20 protein-coding genes and 1 tRNA gene are annotated in these 18555 nt (G+C 36.0%); 4 read left to right on the forward strand and 17 right to left on the reverse strand.

The window, feature by feature from the left end:
* Positions 1–8: 8 nt before the first annotated feature.
* The 15 genes from AAGF08_RS15370 to AAGF08_RS15440 form a co-directional block, all read right to left on the reverse strand.
* Entirely contained in the window at positions 9–1196 is a 1188-nt protein-coding gene (locus AAGF08_RS15370) for an MFS transporter (protein ID WP_343512164.1), read from the reverse strand.
* Positions 1197–1251: 55 nt separating this feature from the next.
* Positions 1252–2721, reverse strand: coding sequence for an NAD(P)H-hydrate dehydratase (locus AAGF08_RS15375; protein ID WP_343512165.1), 1470 nt, complete (start codon positions 2719–2721; stop codon positions 1252–1254).
* A gap of 2 nt (positions 2722–2723) precedes the next feature.
* Complete coding sequence (locus tag AAGF08_RS15380; protein WP_343512166.1) at positions 2724–4040, reverse strand: MFS transporter; 1317 nt, start codon at positions 4038–4040, stop codon at positions 2724–2726.
* Positions 4041–4103: 63 nt separating this feature from the next.
* Positions 4104–4568 carry a biopolymer transporter ExbD gene (locus AAGF08_RS15385; protein ID WP_343512167.1) on the reverse strand — a complete coding sequence of 155 codons (465 nt, stop codon included), beginning with the start codon at positions 4566–4568 and terminating at the stop codon, positions 4104–4106.
* 1 nt (position 4569) lies between these two features.
* A complete protein-coding gene (locus tag AAGF08_RS15390; RefSeq protein WP_343512168.1) occupies positions 4570–5205 on the reverse strand; it encodes a biopolymer transporter ExbD in 636 nt (211 codons plus the stop codon).
* 1 nt (position 5206) lies between these two features.
* Positions 5207–5536: a hypothetical protein gene (locus tag AAGF08_RS15395; protein WP_343512169.1), complete on the reverse strand. Its 330-nt coding sequence runs from the start codon at positions 5534–5536 to the stop codon at positions 5207–5209.
* Positions 5537–5590: 54 nt separating this feature from the next.
* A complete protein-coding gene (locus AAGF08_RS15400; RefSeq protein ID WP_296700764.1) occupies positions 5591–6397 on the reverse strand; it encodes a MotA/TolQ/ExbB proton channel family protein in 807 nt (268 codons plus the stop codon).
* A 717-nt stretch (positions 6398–7114) separates the two neighbouring features.
* Positions 7115–7201, reverse strand: a tRNA-Ser gene (locus tag AAGF08_RS15405).
* A gap of 98 nt (positions 7202–7299) precedes the next feature.
* Positions 7300–8367 (reverse strand): asparaginase, encoded by a 1068-nt coding sequence (locus AAGF08_RS15410; protein WP_343512171.1) that lies wholly within the window; start codon positions 8365–8367, stop codon positions 7300–7302.
* The gene (locus tag AAGF08_RS15415; protein WP_343512172.1) at positions 8357–9139 is read right to left on the reverse strand and encodes a TatD family hydrolase; all 783 of its coding nucleotides are present in this window, start codon (positions 9137–9139) and stop codon (positions 8357–8359) included. Before AAGF08_RS15415 ends, AAGF08_RS15410 begins: the two co-directional genes overlap by 11 nt.
* Positions 9136–10263, reverse strand: coding sequence for a glycosyltransferase (locus AAGF08_RS15420; protein ID WP_343512173.1), 1128 nt, complete (start codon positions 10261–10263; stop codon positions 9136–9138). The genes AAGF08_RS15415 and AAGF08_RS15420 overlap by 4 nt, the downstream gene beginning before the upstream one ends.
* The gene (locus AAGF08_RS15425; RefSeq protein WP_343512174.1) at positions 10242–10868 is read right to left on the reverse strand and encodes a polysaccharide deacetylase family protein; all 627 of its coding nucleotides are present in this window, start codon (positions 10866–10868) and stop codon (positions 10242–10244) included. Before AAGF08_RS15425 ends, AAGF08_RS15420 begins: the two co-directional genes overlap by 22 nt.
* 2 nt (positions 10869–10870) lie before the next feature.
* On the reverse strand, positions 10871–12082 hold the full coding sequence (locus AAGF08_RS15430; protein ID WP_343512175.1) for a PP2C family protein-serine/threonine phosphatase: 1212 nt from the start codon (positions 12080–12082) through the stop codon (positions 10871–10873).
* A gap of 3 nt (positions 12083–12085) precedes the next feature.
* Positions 12086–12337 (reverse strand): hypothetical protein, encoded by a 252-nt coding sequence (locus AAGF08_RS15435; protein WP_343512176.1) that lies wholly within the window; start codon positions 12335–12337, stop codon positions 12086–12088.
* A gap of 19 nt (positions 12338–12356) precedes the next feature.
* On the reverse strand, positions 12357–13415 hold the full coding sequence (locus tag AAGF08_RS15440; RefSeq protein ID WP_343512177.1) for a glycosyltransferase: 1059 nt from the start codon (positions 13413–13415) through the stop codon (positions 12357–12359).
* 75 nt (positions 13416–13490) lie between these two features.
* Between AAGF08_RS15440 and ruvC the strand changes: the two genes are divergently transcribed.
* Positions 13491–14066 carry a crossover junction endodeoxyribonuclease RuvC gene (gene ruvC, locus AAGF08_RS15445; RefSeq protein WP_343512178.1) on the forward strand — a complete coding sequence of 192 codons (576 nt, stop codon included), beginning with the start codon at positions 13491–13493 and terminating at the stop codon, positions 14064–14066.
* Between the two features lie 18 nt (positions 14067–14084).
* Here ruvC and AAGF08_RS15450 read toward each other — a convergent pair whose 3' ends face one another.
* Complete coding sequence (locus AAGF08_RS15450) at positions 14085–14639, reverse strand: porin family protein (protein WP_343512179.1); 555 nt, start codon at positions 14637–14639, stop codon at positions 14085–14087.
* 92 nt (positions 14640–14731) lie between these two features.
* A complete protein-coding gene (locus tag AAGF08_RS15455; RefSeq protein ID WP_343512181.1) occupies positions 14732–15283 on the reverse strand; it encodes an outer membrane beta-barrel protein in 552 nt (183 codons plus the stop codon).
* 171 nt (positions 15284–15454) lie between these two features.
* Here AAGF08_RS15455 and AAGF08_RS15460 point away from each other — a divergent pair, with 171 nt between their 5' ends.
* From AAGF08_RS15460 to AAGF08_RS15470, 3 genes are all read left to right on the forward strand, one after another.
* The gene (locus tag AAGF08_RS15460; protein WP_343512182.1) at positions 15455–16018 is read left to right on the forward strand and encodes a Crp/Fnr family transcriptional regulator; all 564 of its coding nucleotides are present in this window, start codon (positions 15455–15457) and stop codon (positions 16016–16018) included.
* A 78-nt stretch (positions 16019–16096) separates the two neighbouring features.
* Positions 16097–17398 carry a parallel beta-helix domain-containing protein gene (locus tag AAGF08_RS15465; RefSeq protein WP_343512183.1) on the forward strand — a complete coding sequence of 434 codons (1302 nt, stop codon included), beginning with the start codon at positions 16097–16099 and terminating at the stop codon, positions 17396–17398.
* Positions 17395–18480 (forward strand): SO2930 family diheme c-type cytochrome, encoded by a 1086-nt coding sequence (locus AAGF08_RS15470; RefSeq protein WP_343512185.1) that lies wholly within the window; start codon positions 17395–17397, stop codon positions 18478–18480. The genes AAGF08_RS15465 and AAGF08_RS15470 overlap by 4 nt, the downstream gene beginning before the upstream one ends.
* Positions 18481–18555 lie beyond the last annotated feature (75 nt).

Here is an 18555-nt window from a genome sequence, read left to right on the forward strand (position 1 = left end):
GATTTTTGTTAACTGACCACTTTAATTCTTCTAGCTAAAGGAATACATAAAAGACTAAATACGATCGCTAGATATCCTACAAGATTAAAGTTGGTAAGCTCCCCTGTGGTAGTTTCCCCTATAATCAAACCTGCAATTAAAGAAGCTACTCCAATCGCCAATTGTTGTACTGCAGAGTTAAAACTCAGAAAACTCCCCCGATTTTCAGGTTTTGCCGTCCCTGTCACCAAAGCTGCTGCAGGAACAAACCTTCCGTTGGAAGTTACAAAAAACATAGTACTCACTAAAAGAACATAAGGAATGGGAGTTTGTCCTAAATGTGTGATTATACCAATGGGAATCACATTCAAACTCATGAAAATTGTAAATATTTTTAGCTTACCATGCTTATCTGAAAGCTTACCCACCCAAGGAGAAGTAAAAATCGTAAATGCTCCCCCTGCAATGTAGATATATGTCAGCTGAACTTCCGTAAAACCGATATTTGAAACTGAATAAGGGCTAAGAAATGGGATGATCATAAATTGACCAAACATCATCATCACCGAAAGACTAATTGCCCGCATTTGATTTTTATCTTTGAGGACTCTGGATACTACCAGCATAGGATTTGGTCTAATATACCCTTGATCCAAATGCTCTCTTATCGAAGGAATAAATTTCAAAATCATTCCCAAACTGAGAAATGAAACTCCTGCCAAAATAAAAAAAGGAGTATGCCAATTAGAAATACTTGCTAAAAATAACCCTAGAGGAACACCCAGCACAGAAGCAACTGAAAATGCTGCCATCACCAATCCCATAGCAGCTCCCCTTCTTTCATTTGGAATTACATCTCCTATGATTGCTAATATCAAGGCGGAAGTTAATCCACCAAACAAGCCAGATAGGACCCTGGAAATTAAGAGAAGCGAATAGCTTGGTGACAAAGCACAGGCAAGGGTCGCTAATGTAAAGCCTATATAAACCACCAACAAGATTTTTTTTCGGTCAAATCTGTCCAAAAAGAAAGCTCCGAAAAAACTCGAAAACCCAGCACTGAATGTGTAAGAAGAAACCAACAAGCCAAATTCTCTAGGGCTGATTTCAAAAATCCTCATTAATTGTGGACCTAATGGCATCATAATAATAAAATCCACCATATGGACAAAATTGATGAGAGCTAAGGTATAGAGTAAAAGTTTTTCGTTTTTCATTTGAAAAATTATGGTAGTCAATCTCCTGTTCTGTTTTTTGAATTTTTAAATCCAATCAGGAAATATCCAAGAGAAGATAAGTTTCTGGAATAGCCTCAATCAAATCTGATGCAACGCATCCTTTTCGCTTTTTCTCACCAGAAATTTCTCCTGCTAACCCATGATGATAAACGCCACAGATTGCAGCATTTACAGGATTATAACCTTGACCTAAAAACGAGGTTATCATTCCTGTCAAAACATCTCCAGAACCTCCCGTCGCCATATATTTTGTACCAGTGGAATTAAAATATTGATCTCCATTAGGGAGAGATATAACTGTATTTGCTCCTTTTAAAACCAAAATTAAACCTTGTTTTACTGCAAATTCTTTAGCCATTTCTAATCTCTCAAGATGGTCTTTTGCCTCTCCAACAAGTCGATTAAATTCTCCTATGTGCGGAGTCAAAATAGAATTCTTTGGAATTAAGTCTATTAACTCCCTATTTCTTGCCAAAATATTTAACCCATCGGCATCAATTACAACAGGCTTTTCGTATTCCTCCAGAATTTGATTTAACAAATGCTTTCTTCCTTCTTGACCCCAACCAGGACCTATTCCTATCGCATCGTAATATTCCAGATTTGCCAGAAGTCCCCAGGTAGCCATGGCCTCTGGTACTGCAGTCTGAATTATATGTCTTTCGGTTTCCTCTACATGGCAAGTAACAAGTCCAGATCCAGATCTTAAGGCACTTCTTGAAGCTAAGACTAAAGCTCCCATTTTTCCGGGACTACCTCCTGCAATCAGTACTTTACCATAATCGCCTTTATATGCGAACTTATTAAATTCCTTATGGAGCTTTGGGATATCCTTTCTTAATATGTAATAAAAATCAGAATCAAACTGGTTAAAAGTACTTTCCTCAATTCCAATATCCACTTGAATTAACTCCCCTACAGATTCTCCATTTTCGGGAATCAATAATGAAAGTTTTGGGAAAGCAAAAGTGACTGTATAATCTGCTTTAACACATTTATTCTTATTAAACCCATCAGAAAGCATTCCACTAGGAACGTCTACAGAGATAACCAATCCTTCAAATTCATTGATCAGATTAATGATAGGAATAGAGCTTTCCCTAAGTTCTCCTTTTAAACCGACCCCTAAATAACTATCAATAAGAACCCCCTCTTTTGGAAAATGAAAATTATCAAATTCAATTAATTCAACTGAATCTGGCAAAAGATTCAAATTATCCAATGCGTCATTGGATAGCCTATCTTCATTTTCAAAACATTTAATTACAGATACCTGATAGCTGTGATTTGTCAAAATTCTAGCAATTGCAAGTCCATCCCCTCCATTATTACCGCTTCCAACAAAAATTATAACGAGTAAACCCTCGAATTTTGATTGAGAAATATACCAATGAACAAATCCTAATGCTGCGACCTCCATCAACTCCTGACTTGACTGTCCTGATTTTTGAATATGAGTGGAGTCCAATTCTTTTACTTGCGAACCTTTAAGAATCTTTTGCATAACTAGGCCAATTTACTGGAGTTTAATTGAGATTTAGGAATAGAAACAAGTAATAAAAACCCTAAACCAACAAGGAAGAAAATACCAAGTGTCAAGGAACTGTTTCTCATACTACCTGTTAGTTGCTCGATCACTCCGTATGAAAAAGTCCCTAAAACTATTGCCAATTTTTCTGTCACATCATAAAAGCTGAAGTAGGAAGCATGATCCGTCGAAGATTCAGGAATTAACTTTGAATAGGTAGAACGGGAGAGTGATTGAATACCTCCCATGACTAGGCCTACTACAAAAGCTAAAGCAAAAAACTCATAAACCGTATATACATAATATGCCGCGCCACAAATAAAAATCCAAATCACAACCATGATCACTAAACTGGATTTATTTCCAAATTTTTTAGAGATAAAAGCAAAGAAGTAACTACCAATAATTGCTACAAATTGAATAATCAAGATAGTTAGTATCAATTGATCACCTGGTAAGCCTAATTCTTTATCTCCAAAACTTGCAGCCAGATACATTACTGTTTGTACTCCCATAGAATAGAAAAAGAATGAAGCTAAAAATTTATTCATCACACCAATCTTTTTTACTTTTAGAAAAACTTTTCTGATTTCCTTGTATCCCTTAGCTAATATTTCTTTGGTAACATTTTTCCCGAAAGGATTTTTAGGCAAAACCCGAAATGGAATTTGAGCAAAACCAGCCCACCATAATCCAGTTATTAAGAATGAAAGTCTTGCAGCGACCCCGTCATCTGGAATCATAAAAACAGAAGGAAACTGAATCATCAAAAGATTCAATACCAGCAAAAGAACTGATCCAATATATCCTAGAGCAAATCCCTTGGCACTTAAGAAGTCATATTCATTTTCATTAGAAATTTCAGGTAGATACGCGTTGTAAAAAACAATACTTCCAGCATATCCAATACTCGCTAGAATACTACATATTATACCAAATTCAAGATTACTACCATCAAAAAAGAAAAGACCTACACAGGATATCGAACCCAGGTAAGCAAAAAATTTCATGAAACTCAGCTTTTTTCCAGTAGCATCTGCAATTCCTGAAAGTAGGGGGGAAATTATTGCTATAATCAGGAATGAAAATGAAATGGAATAGGAATACAAAACAGTATTTATCATCTCAAACCCAAAGAAATTTACTTTGTCACCTCCGCCCACGGCTTTCGTAACGCTGTTGTAATAAACTGGAAAAATCGTTGATGTTATTACGAGACTGTATACGGAATTTGCCCAATCGTACATTGCCCAACTATTCTGGACTTTCTTTTTATTGGCGAGTTTTATTTGCATGGGTTTAAATAAAAAAAGCTATCCCTTCATGGGATAGCTTTAAATATAATGAAATGTTTCTATTTAGTCTTTTACAACTTTACCAACTGAAGCGTAAAGAACCCTTCTGGCATCTGCTTCTCTTAGTTCTGTTTGAACATCAGAGATTGGACCCATTTTTACGTCTTTATCCACTTTCATAGAAATTGTAATTCCTCCACGATCAGCTTCTGGCAGCTTATCTCTTTCTTGGTTAACCCATTGAACAATATCATTTGTGTTCATTAATGCATCATTAGCCTGAATTCTAGGTTCAGTACCATATAATGATGTATTTTTTGGTTTTCCAATGAAGATGTAAGAAATCAAGGTTTTCTTCTGCAACTTTTGAAGCTGAGTAGCTTGAGGAATCTTTTGCTCAACCAATATCTCCTGATCTCTCAACACAGTAGTTACCATGAAGAAGAAAAGAAGCATGAAGATAATATCCGGCAACGCCGAGGTTGGGATATTCTCAGAGACTTTATTTTTCTTTCCGAACTTTCCCATATTAATTACTTCCTAGTTTATCTGGTTCTGCGATTGATATCTGCATTGCAATACCCTCTTTTCCTTTGTCTATGAGTGCTTGTTCTGCGTCATTCTTACCACCCAGCGTTCTATACTCATCAGTCGATAAGTTAGCTCTGGTTGCATAAATATCGAAGTATGCCTTTTTCACCAAATCAAGTACTTCAAGATACTTCTCATAGCTTGTACCTCTGTTAGTTTTGATGGAAACGACAGCCTCAGCAGGATAATCGGAGGATTCAGGATCTCTTCTTGCTTCTGCTTGTAGAGAAGCTGGAAGAGAATTGTAAAGAGCTACTGCTTCTTCATCGGGAGCACCGAAGTTTAAAACAAATGCCTTTACATCTTTATCCAACCCATCGGCACTTTCTCTATACTCACCTTCAACAAGAAGATCATCGTTTGCATTGACAAGAATAGTGTAAATATTACGCTCATTCTTTTGAATGTCTGGTGGCGGAACGTTTGGATCAACTTTTGGAGGGAGTACATTCAAAATACCCTTATCCGATGCAATGGTAGTAGTGACGAGAAAGAAGATCAGGAGCAAGAAAGCTATGTCAGCCATAGAACCTGCATTGACCTCCTGGACCATTCTATTTTTCTTTCTAGCCATATTACTTTATCGCTTTATTTAATTCCGTAACTACGATTCCAGCAAGTGCCATAATCGCAAGTATGTATGTAGTTATAAGCATTCCACCTACCAACTGAGATCCAGCAGGAGTCAAATTGAAAGGTTCTGCTTCAAATTTAGGAAGTACTTCACTGCTAGATACTGAATAAGCAATGAAGAACAACACCAATATGCCAACGATACCCACTACTGTCTTTAATAAGCTTTTTGGATTATCCAAAGACTTGATCAAAGGCATTACAATGGAAACAAATGCTCCAATTGCAATTAGTAAGTAACTACCGTATAATAAAATGTCATAAGTATCCATAATGTAGCTTTCTTAGAGGTTAACTTTAATAATTGAAACTCAAAAATTGAAGGCTTATTTGCCAGTCAACTTGTGCTTCACTAAGATGTCCACCAACGTGATAGATGCATCTTCCATGTCGTTAACCAAAGAGTCAATTTTCGCCACACAATAGTTGTAAAACAACTGAAGGATGATCGCAACGATCAAACCAGCAACTGTAGTCAAAAGGGCGATTTTGATACCACCTGCAACAAGAGATGGAGAGATATCACCAGCAGCCTCAATAGAGTCAAATGCGCCGATCATACCAATTACCGTACCCATGAAACCCAACATTGGAGCAAGAGAGATAAACAAAGAGATCCAAACAAGACCTTTTTCCAATCTACCCATTTCAACGGAACCGTAAGAAATAATGGATTTCTCTACCATTTCGATGCCTTCCGAGTATCTCATCAATCCTTGAGTAAAGATAGAAGCTACTGGGCCTTTGGTGTTTTTTGTTACATCCTTGGCTGCTTCTACTCCACCTGAAGATAAAGCATCTTCTACTTTAGCCAACAATTTCTTTGTGTTGGTAGTAGATAGATTCAAAGTGATAATTCTTTCTAAAGCAACAGCAAGACCTAAAATAAGACAGATCAATACTGGAGTCATGTACAAAGGATCACCCTCAATAAACTTCTCTTTTACTACTTGGTGGAAGCTTTGCTCCTCAGCGACGATCTCGTCATCGATGATTGTTGGTGATGCAGCAGGTTCTGCTACAGGAGCCATTTCTTCTTGAGCTGCAGAATCAGCTGCTGCTTCTTGTGCGTTTGCGAAAACAGGAACAAACATGATACCTGCAAGCATGAACAAAGCGATTAACTTTCTCATAATTTGATTTTTAAATAGACTTTTGATAAAGGTTAAATGGTTTCTTCACTAAAATCGAGTTTTAAAGTTATCATTTTTTATATTCAAAAAACAATGGACTCTTTTAGAATTTTTAGAAAAATCCTGCTTTTAGAGCGGAATCAGGGCAATTTTTACACGAGCGGAAAAATATCCTTTAAACTGTAAAAGACTATAGAATAGCCAAATAAAGGTCTTTTTAGTCCGTTTTCGAGTAATATTCTTCTCTAAATTGATCCATTAAGTCCTTTGCGTCAATAAGATAGACAAAGAAAAAATCTTTGTATAAATGATCTTTAAAGACATAACTTTAATCGATTTCGAAACTAAGTTACAAAAAATGCGTTTTAAAACTCCCTTGATTTTGACTTTCCTAAAATCTTTTAACAATAATTATTTTATTATTTATTAATAATTAAACTTTGGATTTATAATTCGTCATTAAAAAGTCTTATGATTCGCTCAAAACTCTTTTTAATATAGAATACGATTAATGCCTTTCTGAGCTTTCTCTTCAAAAAATTAATATTTCGGTCTTTAAATATTATTAGTCTAAATACCTCATCAATTCAATTTAATTGAAATTCAGAATATTTCTGTCCATCTTATCAACAATAATCCAATTCTCAAATAAAATTACTTAATGAAAAATTAAAAACCCTAACCATCATGATTTTAGATAGTTAGGGTTTTTACTTGCAGAGAGGAAGGGATTCGAACCCTCGATACCCTCACGGGTATACACGCTTTCCAGGCGTGCTCCTTCAACCACTCGGACACCTCTCTATTGGTTGTTTTCCGATCTGCTTCTCCAAATCGGAGTGCAAAGAAAATTATTATTCAAACCGTTTCCAAATCTAATTCTAAAATAAGACGATTTTCTACTAGGTTGTCATTTCACCAGCAATAGGTATCATTAGAAGTTTTTTCACCTCCTCTGCAGAAGAATATTGCCCCAAAAGAAACATTAGTTTTGTTATCGCAGCTTCAGTGGTGATATCAGCCCCACTAATAACCCCTACACTTAGTAGTTCTTTGCTTGTTTCATATCTGCCCTGAATTACTCTACCTCCATTACATTGAGAAACATTTAAAATGATTAACCCTTTTTTTACTGCCCTAGCCAAAGAATTCATAAACCAGGCTTCGTTCGGTGAATTTCCGGATCCATAAGTTTCCAGCACAACTCCCCTCAATCCCGGAATATCAAAACAGGCATCCATAATCTTAGAGGTAATGCCCGGGAATAATTTCAAGATCATTACCCGATTATCCAGTTTTGTATTGTACATCAACTCCTTTTTCTGCTCGTAAGGTCGAATTGCAGTTGTATTGTAATCAATAACAATCCCTGCCTCCGCTAAAGAGGGATAGTTTTCAGATTCAAAAGCATCAAAATGTACCGACTGAACTTTCTTGGCTCTATTCCCACGTAAAAGCATGTGGTTAAAAAACACGCAGACCTCTGGTACTATCGGATTTCCATTGATTTTTGCGGTGGCAATCTCCAATGAAGTCATCAGATTTTCTCTTGCATCTGACCTCATAGCTGAAATCGGCAATTGGGCACCTGTGAAAATAACCGGCTTATTTAACCCTTGAAGCATGTAACTCATCATGGAAGCAGAATAAGCCATGGTATCAGTTCCATGGAGCACAACAAAGCCGTCGTAACTATCATAGTTTTCATGGACGATATAGGCCATATCAGTCCAATGCTTCATGGAGACGTTGGAAGAATCAATAGGTTCAGGAAATGAGATCACCGTAATAGCAATATTCATATTAGAGAGAATAGGAATCTTTTCTAATATCTTCCCAAAATTAAAGGGAACCAATGACCCCGAATCATCATAGGACATCCCTAAGGTTCCTCCTGTATAAATAATTAATACGGAGGAGGTCTTACTGGTACGTAATCCTGTATTTAGTCTTACTATTTTATAATTCATGGCTAAACTCCCTGAACAAATTCAATGCATTTTGTTTTGTTTTCTTGGCAACTTCTTCTTTTGAAATTGTTAGGAAATCACCGATTTTCTCCGCAATGATGGGCAGATATGCCGGTGAATTTCTTTTCCCTCTGTAAGGTACTGGTGCTAGATATGGTGAATCAGTTTCTAAAACCAAATGTTGCAATTTTAAATTAGGAATTACCTGATCTAATCCACCATTTTTAAAAGTAGCAACCCCACCAATACCTAAAAGAAAGCCTAATTCTATAATTTCCTGTGCCTGACTCAAAGTACCGGTAAAACAATGGAATATTCCTTTCAGGCTTCCATCCTGCTCTTCTTTTATAATTTCGATCGTTTCATCCATAGATTCACGACAATGAAGAACAATTGGAAGATTTTTTTCTTTAGCCCAAGAAATCTGAATCTTTAAAGCATCCTTTTGCTGCTCAAAAAAAGACTTGTCCCAATATAAATCCAAGCCTATTTCACCGACAGCTGCAAATGGTCTTTTATTCAACCAATCTTCCATAATGTAAAGCTGCTTTTGAAAGTCCTCCTTCACATCGCATGGGTGTAGTCCCATCATAGGAATACAAAGATCAGGATACTCCTGCTCGCAATCCAGCATGACATCAATGGTTTCTACATCAACATTCGGCATATACACTCGTTCTATTCCTTCTTTTCGGATATCATCGATTACTTTATCTCGATCCGAATCAAACTTTGAAGAGTAAATATGTGCGTGGGTTTCTATTAGATTCATGAGTATTGTCTAGACTTCCAAGTGATTTTGGAAGGCCAAAAATAATAAAGAATAGTAAGGGAGGAGGCAAGGAAGTAATAAAAATCATACAATAACAGCCAAATCCAATACAAATGACTCTTGGATTTTGAAGAAAGTGATTTCAAAAATATAGACTGAAAAACTATTTTAAATAACCATATAAAAAGTCCGACCAGCCAATTCATCCAGATCAAATAAAATACGACAGGAAAAAACAATAAATGAAAACTTAAAGCCAGCTTCCAAAACCATGGTAGGGTTAATACTCCTTTCAGCCATCTTTTTCTTTGTTTCAGAAAAGCCAACCATCCTTTTTCAGCCTTTGTTGTTAACAACATCCCGGGGCTAACCTGTTGTTGAACTTGAAAACCTGCATTATTTATAGAGCGCGAAATTTCTAAATCCTCAGTCAAAGAAAATGTTGTGTTTTCATATCCCCCAGAAAGAAAATAGGCTTCTTTTAAGATAACCATATTGTTTCCCAAACCTGTGGTATGCCCTCCTAAATCGGACACAACCTTAGTAATCCCCAAAATATTCCACCAATCAAGCTTTTGGAAATGACTAAAAAAGCTATCTCCTTTTATTTCTGTAACCCCATTAAGAAGGCCAGTTGAATCAGAGAAGCATCGAATTCCCTCTTTCACCCAATCTTTATTCACGATACAATCCGCATCAGTGAAGAAGAAATAGTCTCCTGATGCTTCCTTGGCCAAAATCGCCAAAGCATTTGCCTTCCCATTTAAAAAATTATTCGCGCTTTTATATTCCTTTATTGCGATGACCTTTCTGTTTTCCCCTTTTTCACACCAACTTTTTAATAGGAAAAGGGTCCTATCCTCACTAGCGTCGTCAGCCAACAGAAACTCTAATTTATCAGTCGGATAATCAATTGAATCAAATGACTTTAATAAATTAGGCAAGTCCTTCTCTTCATTTCTTGAGGAAACTAAAATGGAAACTTTTGGGAGAATTTCAGGAAGTGGTTTCGAATAGTCAATCCAGAAAAATTTAGCCCGAATGATCAGTATGATGTATTGAATCAATAGAATTGCAGCTGCAAAACTGGCTAAATATTGAATTATAGTGTTGCTGTTTTCCAACCTTTATCCCGAATTTCGTCTAAGTAAGTTGGTAAAATTTTTGGTAATACTGAACTTGTTTTTTGTTGGTCATGAAAAAGAACAATCGATCCAGGACCCGTTTTTTCGATTGATTTCTTAAGAATATCCTGAGGTTTGAGACTCAAATCATAATCACCACTTAACATGTTCCACATAACGATTGAATGTGTTTTCAAAACTCCAATTGCTTGAGAAGAGGTCATCAAACCATAAGGAGGCCGAAATAAATAAGTCTTTTTACCAAGAACTTCTTGGATCATTTTATCACATTTAAAAAAATCATTTAGATATTCATTTTTTCCTGTTTTCCAGCCATTAAGATGATGAAACGTGTGATTTGCTACCCCGTGATCTTCAGAATTTACTTCCCTAGCCAAAAGAGGGTACTTTCCCACATTATCCCCGACCATAAAAAAAGTTGCTTTCATATTCCTTTTGGCGAGTTCATTTAGTACATAATCAGTAATGCCTGGCACAGGACCATCATCAAAGGTCAGGTAAACTTGATTTTTATCAGGAGTCTTTGACCAAATTCTTTTAGGAAATAATTTCTGAACTACATATGGTACCGTATGAAAAACCATACTTAGCTAAATCTAAGACTCAACAAGGTCAAATCATCCCGTAGGGGGACATCTTCGGAAAATTCCTGCATTTCTTTAAAAAACTCTCGATGAAAATCATCCGGATCTACGCAGAGATGATTTCCAACAAACTTATCCAAGCGCTCTTCTCCATATTCCTCCTCATTCTTATTAATGGCCTCTGTTAACCCATCTGTATAAAGATGAATGGTGAATTGCTTTAAATTTTCTCTTTCGCCTATTTCTAAAAAAGGTAAATCCTCAAAAGCTCCCAAAATAGTTGTACCGGCCTCAAGAAGCTCTCTTTTCTGTTGTTTATCCCAACATAAAACTGGAGGATTATGACCTGCATTGACGTATTGAAGCTTTTTAGTTTTATAATTAAAATGACCTAGGAAAAAAGTGATAAATCGCTCCCCTTTTGTGTTTTCAAAAAGAGTGAAATTCAATTGATTCACGATCATTTTAAGATTTGCATCGCTCCTAAGCAAAGTCCTCAAGGTCGCTTGGAAATTTGACATAAGAAGCGCTGCTGCAAAACCCTTTCCAGACACATCTGCAATACAGAAAAAGAAATCCTCTTCAGACCTTTGAATCAAATCATAATAATCTCCTCCTACCATGCTATGTGGGAAATAGGTCACTTTTGCTTTGAGTTGATCCGTATTAGGCAATTCAGAAGGAAACAACATTTGTTGCACTTGGCTTGCAATTGCAATCTCCCTGTTAAGAATTTCCTGTTGCAATTGTCTTCTGGCAAATCTTTTATTCTCCAAAGCCACTACTAAAATATTTGCAAGCGCTTGGGTAAAATCCAAATCCAGATGCGTATTAGGTTCTTTCCTTCTTAAGAATAAAATAGCAAGCATTTTATCCTTATGATATACAGGTAAATACGTTTCTAATTCCTGAAAAGAATATCCATCGGACAGTTCCAAGCTCAATTGACCAGAAGATTTTTCTTCCTTAATATCTGCCAAAGGAATCAATTGGGGAACCTTGGATTTTACTCCATGAGAAATCATTTTTTCAAAAGCTCCCTCTTTTGCAACATACAGAACCATTGATTTAATATTCAAATGTACAAGACAGGTGAATTTGAATATATTCCCTAGAACCTCCTCTGACTGATTCTCATTGATCGCCTGAGTGATTTCTAGAAGTGCCTTTAGCTCCAGCTCTTTCCGTTGATATTTAAAAGTTTCCGTATCCAAGTATTATAGTGTATTGTGGGCCATTAGCCCCTTTTTTGTAGCGAGGAAAAACAAATTTTCTCCCTCTTTGAAAATATCCACTTTATTGAAACATTCTTCATCCGGAGACTTCAAACACTTAATCAAACCCTTTTGGTATAAAGAATCTAAAGCCGTCAGTATCTTAGACTCTTCCAGGTCTAATGTTTCTTTCAAATATTGATATGGCTGAACAAAGTACAGTTCATCCATTACATCAAACTCTTCCTCTGTCATGATTTTCTAATAGACTAAATTAATCAGATCTTCTATTTTCCCGTCCTTTCCATACATATTTACCTCTTAGAATTCCCATTCCTATACCAACAACATAGAAAGGATGAATAATAGAAGTTAATAGTGCATCAGATAACCTGAATGGATTCTCCAAACTTCTTAAAATTCTTCGAAAGGCAAGACTTTCTGCAAAGATTTTAAAGCTCCAAATTAGAGAAAAAGCTAAAACCCCGAATTTCCCCACAAAAAGAAGTGAAAAACTTGAAAGCCATATCATTTGAAAAATAAACGGAATTATGGAAAAAGTATTATGAATTAAAGAAGCATGACTATTCCATTTTCCAGCCCATCTTATTTTCTGAGATATCAAGGACTTCCAACTTGATTCTGGCTCTGTAACTACCAAATTTTCCTTAAAAGGTTGGTATAGAACAGCAGTTACCCCAAACCTCTCTATGATTTTTTTTAACAAAAACTCATCATCACCCGAAGGATTCTTTTCATTCCCTTGAAAGCCACCTACTTCTTCAAAAGCAGATTTCCTATATGCAAAATTTGCAGCACTACAGGTAATTGGTTTTTGAATTGCAAATCCAAAATTAGTAACCAAAAGTAAACTTGCCCATTCAATTAATTGAAACCCTCCCAAAAACCCCGGTATCTGTTTTGAAAGAACAGGTCCAGCTACTAATTTAATTTCTGGATCCTCAAAGTCCTTGAGCATTTGATTCACCCAGGCACTTCCCCAAATACAATCTGCATCAGAGGTTAATATTATTTGGCCCTTTGAACTAGCAATAGCATAATCAATCGCGGCTTTTTTCCCGATACCAGGATTTCTAAGAATCTTAATCGATTCAAACCCTTCAAAAGACTTTTGAAGCTTCATGAAGGTTTCATCTTCACTATGGTCGTCAATCAGAATCGTTTCAAAAAATGGGTAAGTAATCCCTTTAATTGCCAATTCTAAATTGGAAATATTCTTTGATTCATTTCTTAAAGAAATCACTAGAGTAGCAGTAATTTCAGTTGCAATTGGCAAAGTAGCCTTATGGCTTAATAGCCAATATTTACTCATTTGCCTAAGCAGAAAGAAATAACAGAGAACATAAATCAGGTAAAAACTTAGCATCTTTTCGGCTAACTTGCAGGGGTGAGCAAAGAAGTGAAAAATACAGTAAAGGAAAAAATCATTTTGGGTATAGATCCCGGCACAACTGTGATGGGATATGGTTTAATCAAAACTCAAGGCAAAAAATATGAAATCATCCAATACGGAGTGATTCATTTGAAAAAATATGAATCCCATGAATTAAAACTCAAAAAGATTTTTGAAAGAATCACGGGAATCATCGAGGAGTTTTTGCCTGATAGCGTAGCTTTGGAAGCTCCTTTTTATGGAGTAAATGTTCAATCTATGTTGAAGCTAGGCAGAGCTCAAGGGGTGGCTATGGCTGCAGCATTGGCTAGAGAAATCCCAATCACAGAGTATTCTCCCAAGAAAGTTAAACAATCTGTCACAGGAAATGGAAACGCCTCAAAAGAGCAGGTAGCTGCTATGCTTCAAACTCTTTTTAAACTCTCAGAACTACCAAAAATGCTAGATGCCACAGATGCTTTGGCAGTTGCGCTTTGTCACCACTTTCATGAAGGCAGATTGCAGACGAGGGGCAGAAATGAAGGCTGGAAATCATTTATTGAAGAAAACCCTAATCGGGTCAAAAAATAATTCCGACTTTTTCAATTACTACTTAAGTATATCAATCCCAAGCGAAACTTTAAATACCCTGTTTTTTACGTCTGTATTTAAGTAATTCAAGCTGGTTAAGCCTAAATCATAACTCGCTTGGACATTAAATCCCAAGGGCAAATTGATACCTACTCCTAACACTGCGCCTATATCATATCCTCTAATCACATCGGTACTGGAGGAGGTGGTACTACCTAATTCGTATTTCCTCGAGGCTAAAACGGAAGCTTGTGGTCCACCAAAAATATTTACTGCTTCGAGCAAATTAAATCGAACCAAAACCGGAACATCAATATAATTTAATCTTTCATTGACTTCGATTCCTGAAATATCCTCAGTCCCCTTATATCCTTTTTTTGAATATTGTAACCCCGGTTCTATATCAATTACACCTAACTGAATTCTATAATAAGCCCCAAGGTGAAACCCTTGCTTATTACTGAAATTAGTATCAGAGAAATTAGAGGAATTCAATCCCGCTCTGGCACCAAACTGAGCATGAGCAGTGCTGATAAATCCAATAAAAAGAATTAAAGAGAAAAGTTTTTTCATGTCAGTCTTGTTTATGGTATGATCCAGATGACTTCGACTCAAATATTAAACCAAGTCGATCAAAGATAAGCCCGATTAATCAAAAGGCGAATTTAAAAAAAATCAAAACCCAGTGAGAGCTTGAATACTTTATTTTTCCTGTTTGGATATAAATCTGCTAAATCATTTTTTGCGACTCCAAAGCTCGCTTGCACATTTAAACCATATGGTAAATGAATCCCAATTCCTCCTACTCCACCAATCTCCGTTTCCGGCAGATTTTCCATGTTAGTATTGACAAGCCCATCCAATTCAAATTCTCGGGACATTAACCAGGACATTTGAGGACCTACAAATAAATTGATTTCAGGAAAAAAATTAAAGCGAATCAATAATGGAGCATCAACATAATTAAATCGTTCGAAAAGGACTTTTCCGGTATTTCTATCATTACCTCGAAACCCTTTTTGGGAAAATTCTATACCTGGTTCTAATGCAAAAAATCCTAACTCCAATCTGTAGTAGGCTCCGCCATGCATGCCCAGTCTTGCATTTACGTTGGAGTTTGTAATATTACTAGAACTTAATCCAGCTCTAATTCCTACCTGTCCTTGTACAAACCCGATAATCCCAATCGTACAAAGCACCATTAAAAAATATTTCATAATTCAAGAATTGGGGATGATAAAAGGATGATTTACCTTTTAAAGACGGAAATTTCAAATGTTTTACAATGAAAAAGCATTCTTCTTGCCTAGATTTTTTAATTTACTCCCTAAAAGTAATAGAAGCTTTTTATAGTAAACTCAAAAATCAATACTTTTTAAGAATATCCCATGGAAAAAATTCTTGGTATTTTCGACAAATTCCCTTTTCTAAGCGACAGCGCTAAGACTGGATTTTTAAGTAACCTCGAGAAAGTGGATTTCAATAAAGGAGATTTATTAGCGAAAGAAGGGGAAGTGAGCCAGTTTCTATACTATTTCTTAGAAGGTTCTGCAAGAAGCTATTACAATAGAAATAATCGAGATATTACCGTTTCCTTCACACTAGATGGAGAATTTGTGACAGCTATGCATTCTTTTATTACCAGGAAACCTTCCTATGAAAACATAGAAACTTTGGAAAAAAGCAAAGCTTATCGTATTTCCCATGATACGCTTGAGAATATGTTTGAAAACTTTCCTGAAACTGAAAGAGCATATAGAATGATTCTTGAAGAATATTATATCGTTCTGGAGGAGAAACAGATATTTTCTAAGTTCAAAACTGCTCAGGAGAGATATCTTGAATTAATGGAGTATAGACCTAAGGTTATTCAAAAAGCATCTGTGGGTCACATTGCTTCTTATTTAGATATGAGCATAGAAACTCTGAGTCGAATTAGAGCTAGAATATGATTTATTGATTTTTGTCAATAGCAATTACTCTTAAGGATAGTAATATTTGTGATTATATATTTATTCTCAGATAAGACTATGAAAACCAGCATCATCTATCTATTTATTTTTTCATTTTTATTTACTTCTGCGTGTAATAGCCGATCAAATGAACAGACCTTCGATTCCTCCAAATTACCTAGAGCTTCTGAAGAAAAAATCGAAAAACTTGTGGAGGATTTTATAATGGTAGAGGATGGCGGAACGATCACCATCGAACCCCTATTTTATGATTTAAAAACTCAATTAATTCTAGATAATAAAAAGAATGTTAAAATTCAGGGCGCAGGAATGGAGGAATCTGTACTTTCTTTTAGAAATTTAAAATCAGGTGGAGAGGGCGTTAAAATTGTTGGTGAAAATATTCTAATTGAAGACTTTAGCATAGAAGATGCTCCTGGCGATGGAATCAAATCGCAGCATACCGATGGAATCACTTTCCGGAAACTGAATGTTACCTGGACGAATGGTGATAAATCCAAAAATGGAACCTATGCTATTTACCCTGTCCAATGCAAAAATGTTGTGATTGACGGATGCATTGCTTCTCATTCAAAGGACGCTGGTATTTATGTAGGCCAATCTGAAAATATCATTGTTAAGAATTCTCTTGCCTTCGGGAATGTAGCAGGAATAGAAATAGAGAATTGTGATAATGCAGAAGTTTATGATAATATGGCCCGAGATAACGCAGGAGGAATTTTAGTTTTTAATCTCCCAGGTCTTCCCAAATCAGATGGTCATGGGACAAAGATTTATAACAATGCGGTTATAGATAATAATCATGAAAATTTCGCAACACCTCTTGGCGATGGTCCAAATGGAAACACAGTTACGATGATTCCTCCTGGTTCAGGAATCATTTTATTAGCTGCAAAAGAGGTGGAGATTTTCAACAATCAAATACTTCGGAATAAAACAACCGGAGTAGCGATTGCAAGCTACCAGATCACTGGATTTCCTGCCGAAGCGCCAAATTGGTCTCCTTACTCCCATGATATTTATGTTCATGACAATAGCTATGAAAGGACATTAAAACTTCCAGATCTCACCCGGGAGTTGGGTCAATTAATTTCTGTTTACAATGCGCACGGGAAAGCTAAAACCCAGGACATTATTTACGATGGAATTTGGGATAAGGAAATCAGTGAAAGTATTGAATCCAACCCAATGAAAATCTGTATTCAGGAAAAGGGAATAGAAAAAATGCATTTTACTAGATTCTATTTAATGGATGGAGAAGATAAAATAGAATCATTCAAAGACTACAAGCACTTTCAAGGTTGTAATGTAAATGTATCTACGGATGTAAGTTCTCTAACTTCTCTTTTGCCACTATGAAAAGAAGACTATTCATATTCCTCCTATTTTTGATCCCTGTTTTTAATTCTTGCAAAGAAAATTCAGAATCAAAACAACTAACCCAATCAACACCTTTAGCAGAAGAGATTGCGGATGGAAAGCTTCCTTATAAAAGGCTTTCTACGTATGCTTTTTTCGAGGGTGAAATCAAAGATCTCCAACCAAATCAATCCATAATTCCATACGAACCTGCCTCTTCTCTTTTTACTGATTATGCTCTCAAAAGTAGATTTATTTCGGTGCCAGAAGGCCAAAAAGTTAGATTAGAAAACGGAGAACTTAACTTTCCAACTGGAACCGTTCTTATTAAGAATTTTTACTATTCCTCAGATTTAAACAAGCCTGAAGTAGATAAACGAATTATTGAAACGAGACTACTAATAAATACTGAAGAGGGTTGGGAAGCATTTCCTTACATCTGGAATGAGGAACAGACTGATGCCTTATTGAAAGTTGTGGGAGGAGAAAAAGAAGTGAAGTTTTTTGATTTAGAAGGGGAAGAACAGGTAATAAATTATCTGATTCCTAATAAAAACCAATGCAAGACCTGCCATAACAAATCAGAGGATCTAGCTCCGATTGGTGTCAAGGTAAAGCACCTAAACAATGAAAAAGAATTTGAATCGGGTAGAAAAAATCAATTAGAATTTTGGCAAGAAAGAGGGATTTTGGAAGGGTTTTCAAGAAAGGACAATTATCCAGCCTTAGTCAATTACCAAGATGAATCACAAGCTTTATCCGAAAGAGCTATGGCCTATTTAGATATCAATTGTTCTCATTGTCATCAGGAAGAGGGTCCTGCAAGTACCTCAGGCTTATTTTTAGAATTTGATCAAAAAGACCCCATGAAACTTGGAGTTATGAAAACACCTGTTGCAGCTGGAAATGGAGCCGGGACTTTTGATTTTGACATTCTTCCGGGAAAAGCAAATAAATCAATTTTAACCTATAGAATGAATTCCACCGAAGTGGGAATCGCGATGCCAGAACTTGGAAGAACCACTGTTCACAAGGAAGGAGTAAAATTAATTAGAGAATGGATTAACGCTATGAATGAATAAAAAAAGACCGTGCAACTAAAATTTGTTACACGGTCTTTTAATATTTTTTTATTTTTTGGATAGGGTAATTAATTA

This window comes from Algoriphagus sp. SE2 (assembly GCF_039563885.1).
GTDB lineage: Bacteria > Bacteroidota > Bacteroidia > Cytophagales > Cyclobacteriaceae > Algoriphagus.

What these genes read in the sequence shown, in the direction of transcription:
- AAGF08_RS15370 (WP_343512164.1), bottom strand. Translation starts at nt 1,196, where the DNA reads ATGAAAAACGAAAAACTTTTACTCTATACCTTAGCTCTCATCAATTTT.
- AAGF08_RS15375 (WP_343512165.1), bottom strand. Translation starts at nt 2,721, where the DNA reads ATGCAAAAGATTCTTAAAGGTTCGCAAGTAAAAGAATTGGACTCCACT.
- AAGF08_RS15380 (WP_343512166.1), bottom strand. Translation starts at nt 4,040, where the DNA reads ATGCAAATAAAACTCGCCAATAAAAAGAAAGTCCAGAATAGTTGGGCA.
- AAGF08_RS15385 (WP_343512167.1), bottom strand. Translation starts at nt 4,568, where the DNA reads ATGGGAAAGTTCGGAAAGAAAAATAAAGTCTCTGAGAATATCCCAACC.
- AAGF08_RS15390 (WP_343512168.1), bottom strand. Translation starts at nt 5,205, where the DNA reads ATGGCTAGAAAGAAAAATAGAATGGTCCAGGAGGTCAATGCAGGTTCT.
- AAGF08_RS15395 (WP_343512169.1), bottom strand. Translation starts at nt 5,536, where the DNA reads ATGGATACTTATGACATTTTATTATACGGTAGTTACTTACTAATTGCA.
- AAGF08_RS15400 (WP_296700764.1), bottom strand. Translation starts at nt 6,397, where the DNA reads ATGAGAAAGTTAATCGCTTTGTTCATGCTTGCAGGTATCATGTTTGTT.
- AAGF08_RS15410 (WP_343512171.1), bottom strand. Translation starts at nt 8,367, where the DNA reads ATGAATTATAAAATAGTAAGACTAAATACAGGATTACGTACCAGTAAG.
- AAGF08_RS15415 (WP_343512172.1), bottom strand. Translation starts at nt 9,139, where the DNA reads ATGAATCTAATAGAAACCCACGCACATATTTACTCTTCAAAGTTTGAT.
- AAGF08_RS15425 (WP_343512174.1), bottom strand. Translation starts at nt 10,868, where the DNA reads ATGGTTTTTCATACGGTACCATATGTAGTTCAGAAATTATTTCCTAAA.
- AAGF08_RS15435 (WP_343512176.1), bottom strand. Translation starts at nt 12,337, where the DNA reads ATGACAGAGGAAGAGTTTGATGTAATGGATGAACTGTACTTTGTTCAG.
- AAGF08_RS15440 (WP_343512177.1), bottom strand. Translation starts at nt 13,415, where the DNA reads ATGAGTAAATATTGGCTATTAAGCCATAAGGCTACTTTGCCAATTGCA.
- AAGF08_RS15450 (WP_343512179.1), bottom strand. Translation starts at nt 14,639, where the DNA reads ATGAAAAAACTTTTCTCTTTAATTCTTTTTATTGGATTTATCAGCACT.
- AAGF08_RS15455 (WP_343512181.1), bottom strand. Translation starts at nt 15,283, where the DNA reads ATGAAATATTTTTTAATGGTGCTTTGTACGATTGGGATTATCGGGTTT.
- AAGF08_RS15460 (WP_343512182.1), top strand. Translation starts at nt 15,455, where the DNA reads ATGGAAAAAATTCTTGGTATTTTCGACAAATTCCCTTTTCTAAGCGAC.
- AAGF08_RS15465 (WP_343512183.1), top strand. Translation starts at nt 16,097, where the DNA reads ATGAAAACCAGCATCATCTATCTATTTATTTTTTCATTTTTATTTACT.
- AAGF08_RS15470 (WP_343512185.1), top strand. Translation starts at nt 17,395, where the DNA reads ATGAAAAGAAGACTATTCATATTCCTCCTATTTTTGATCCCTGTTTTT.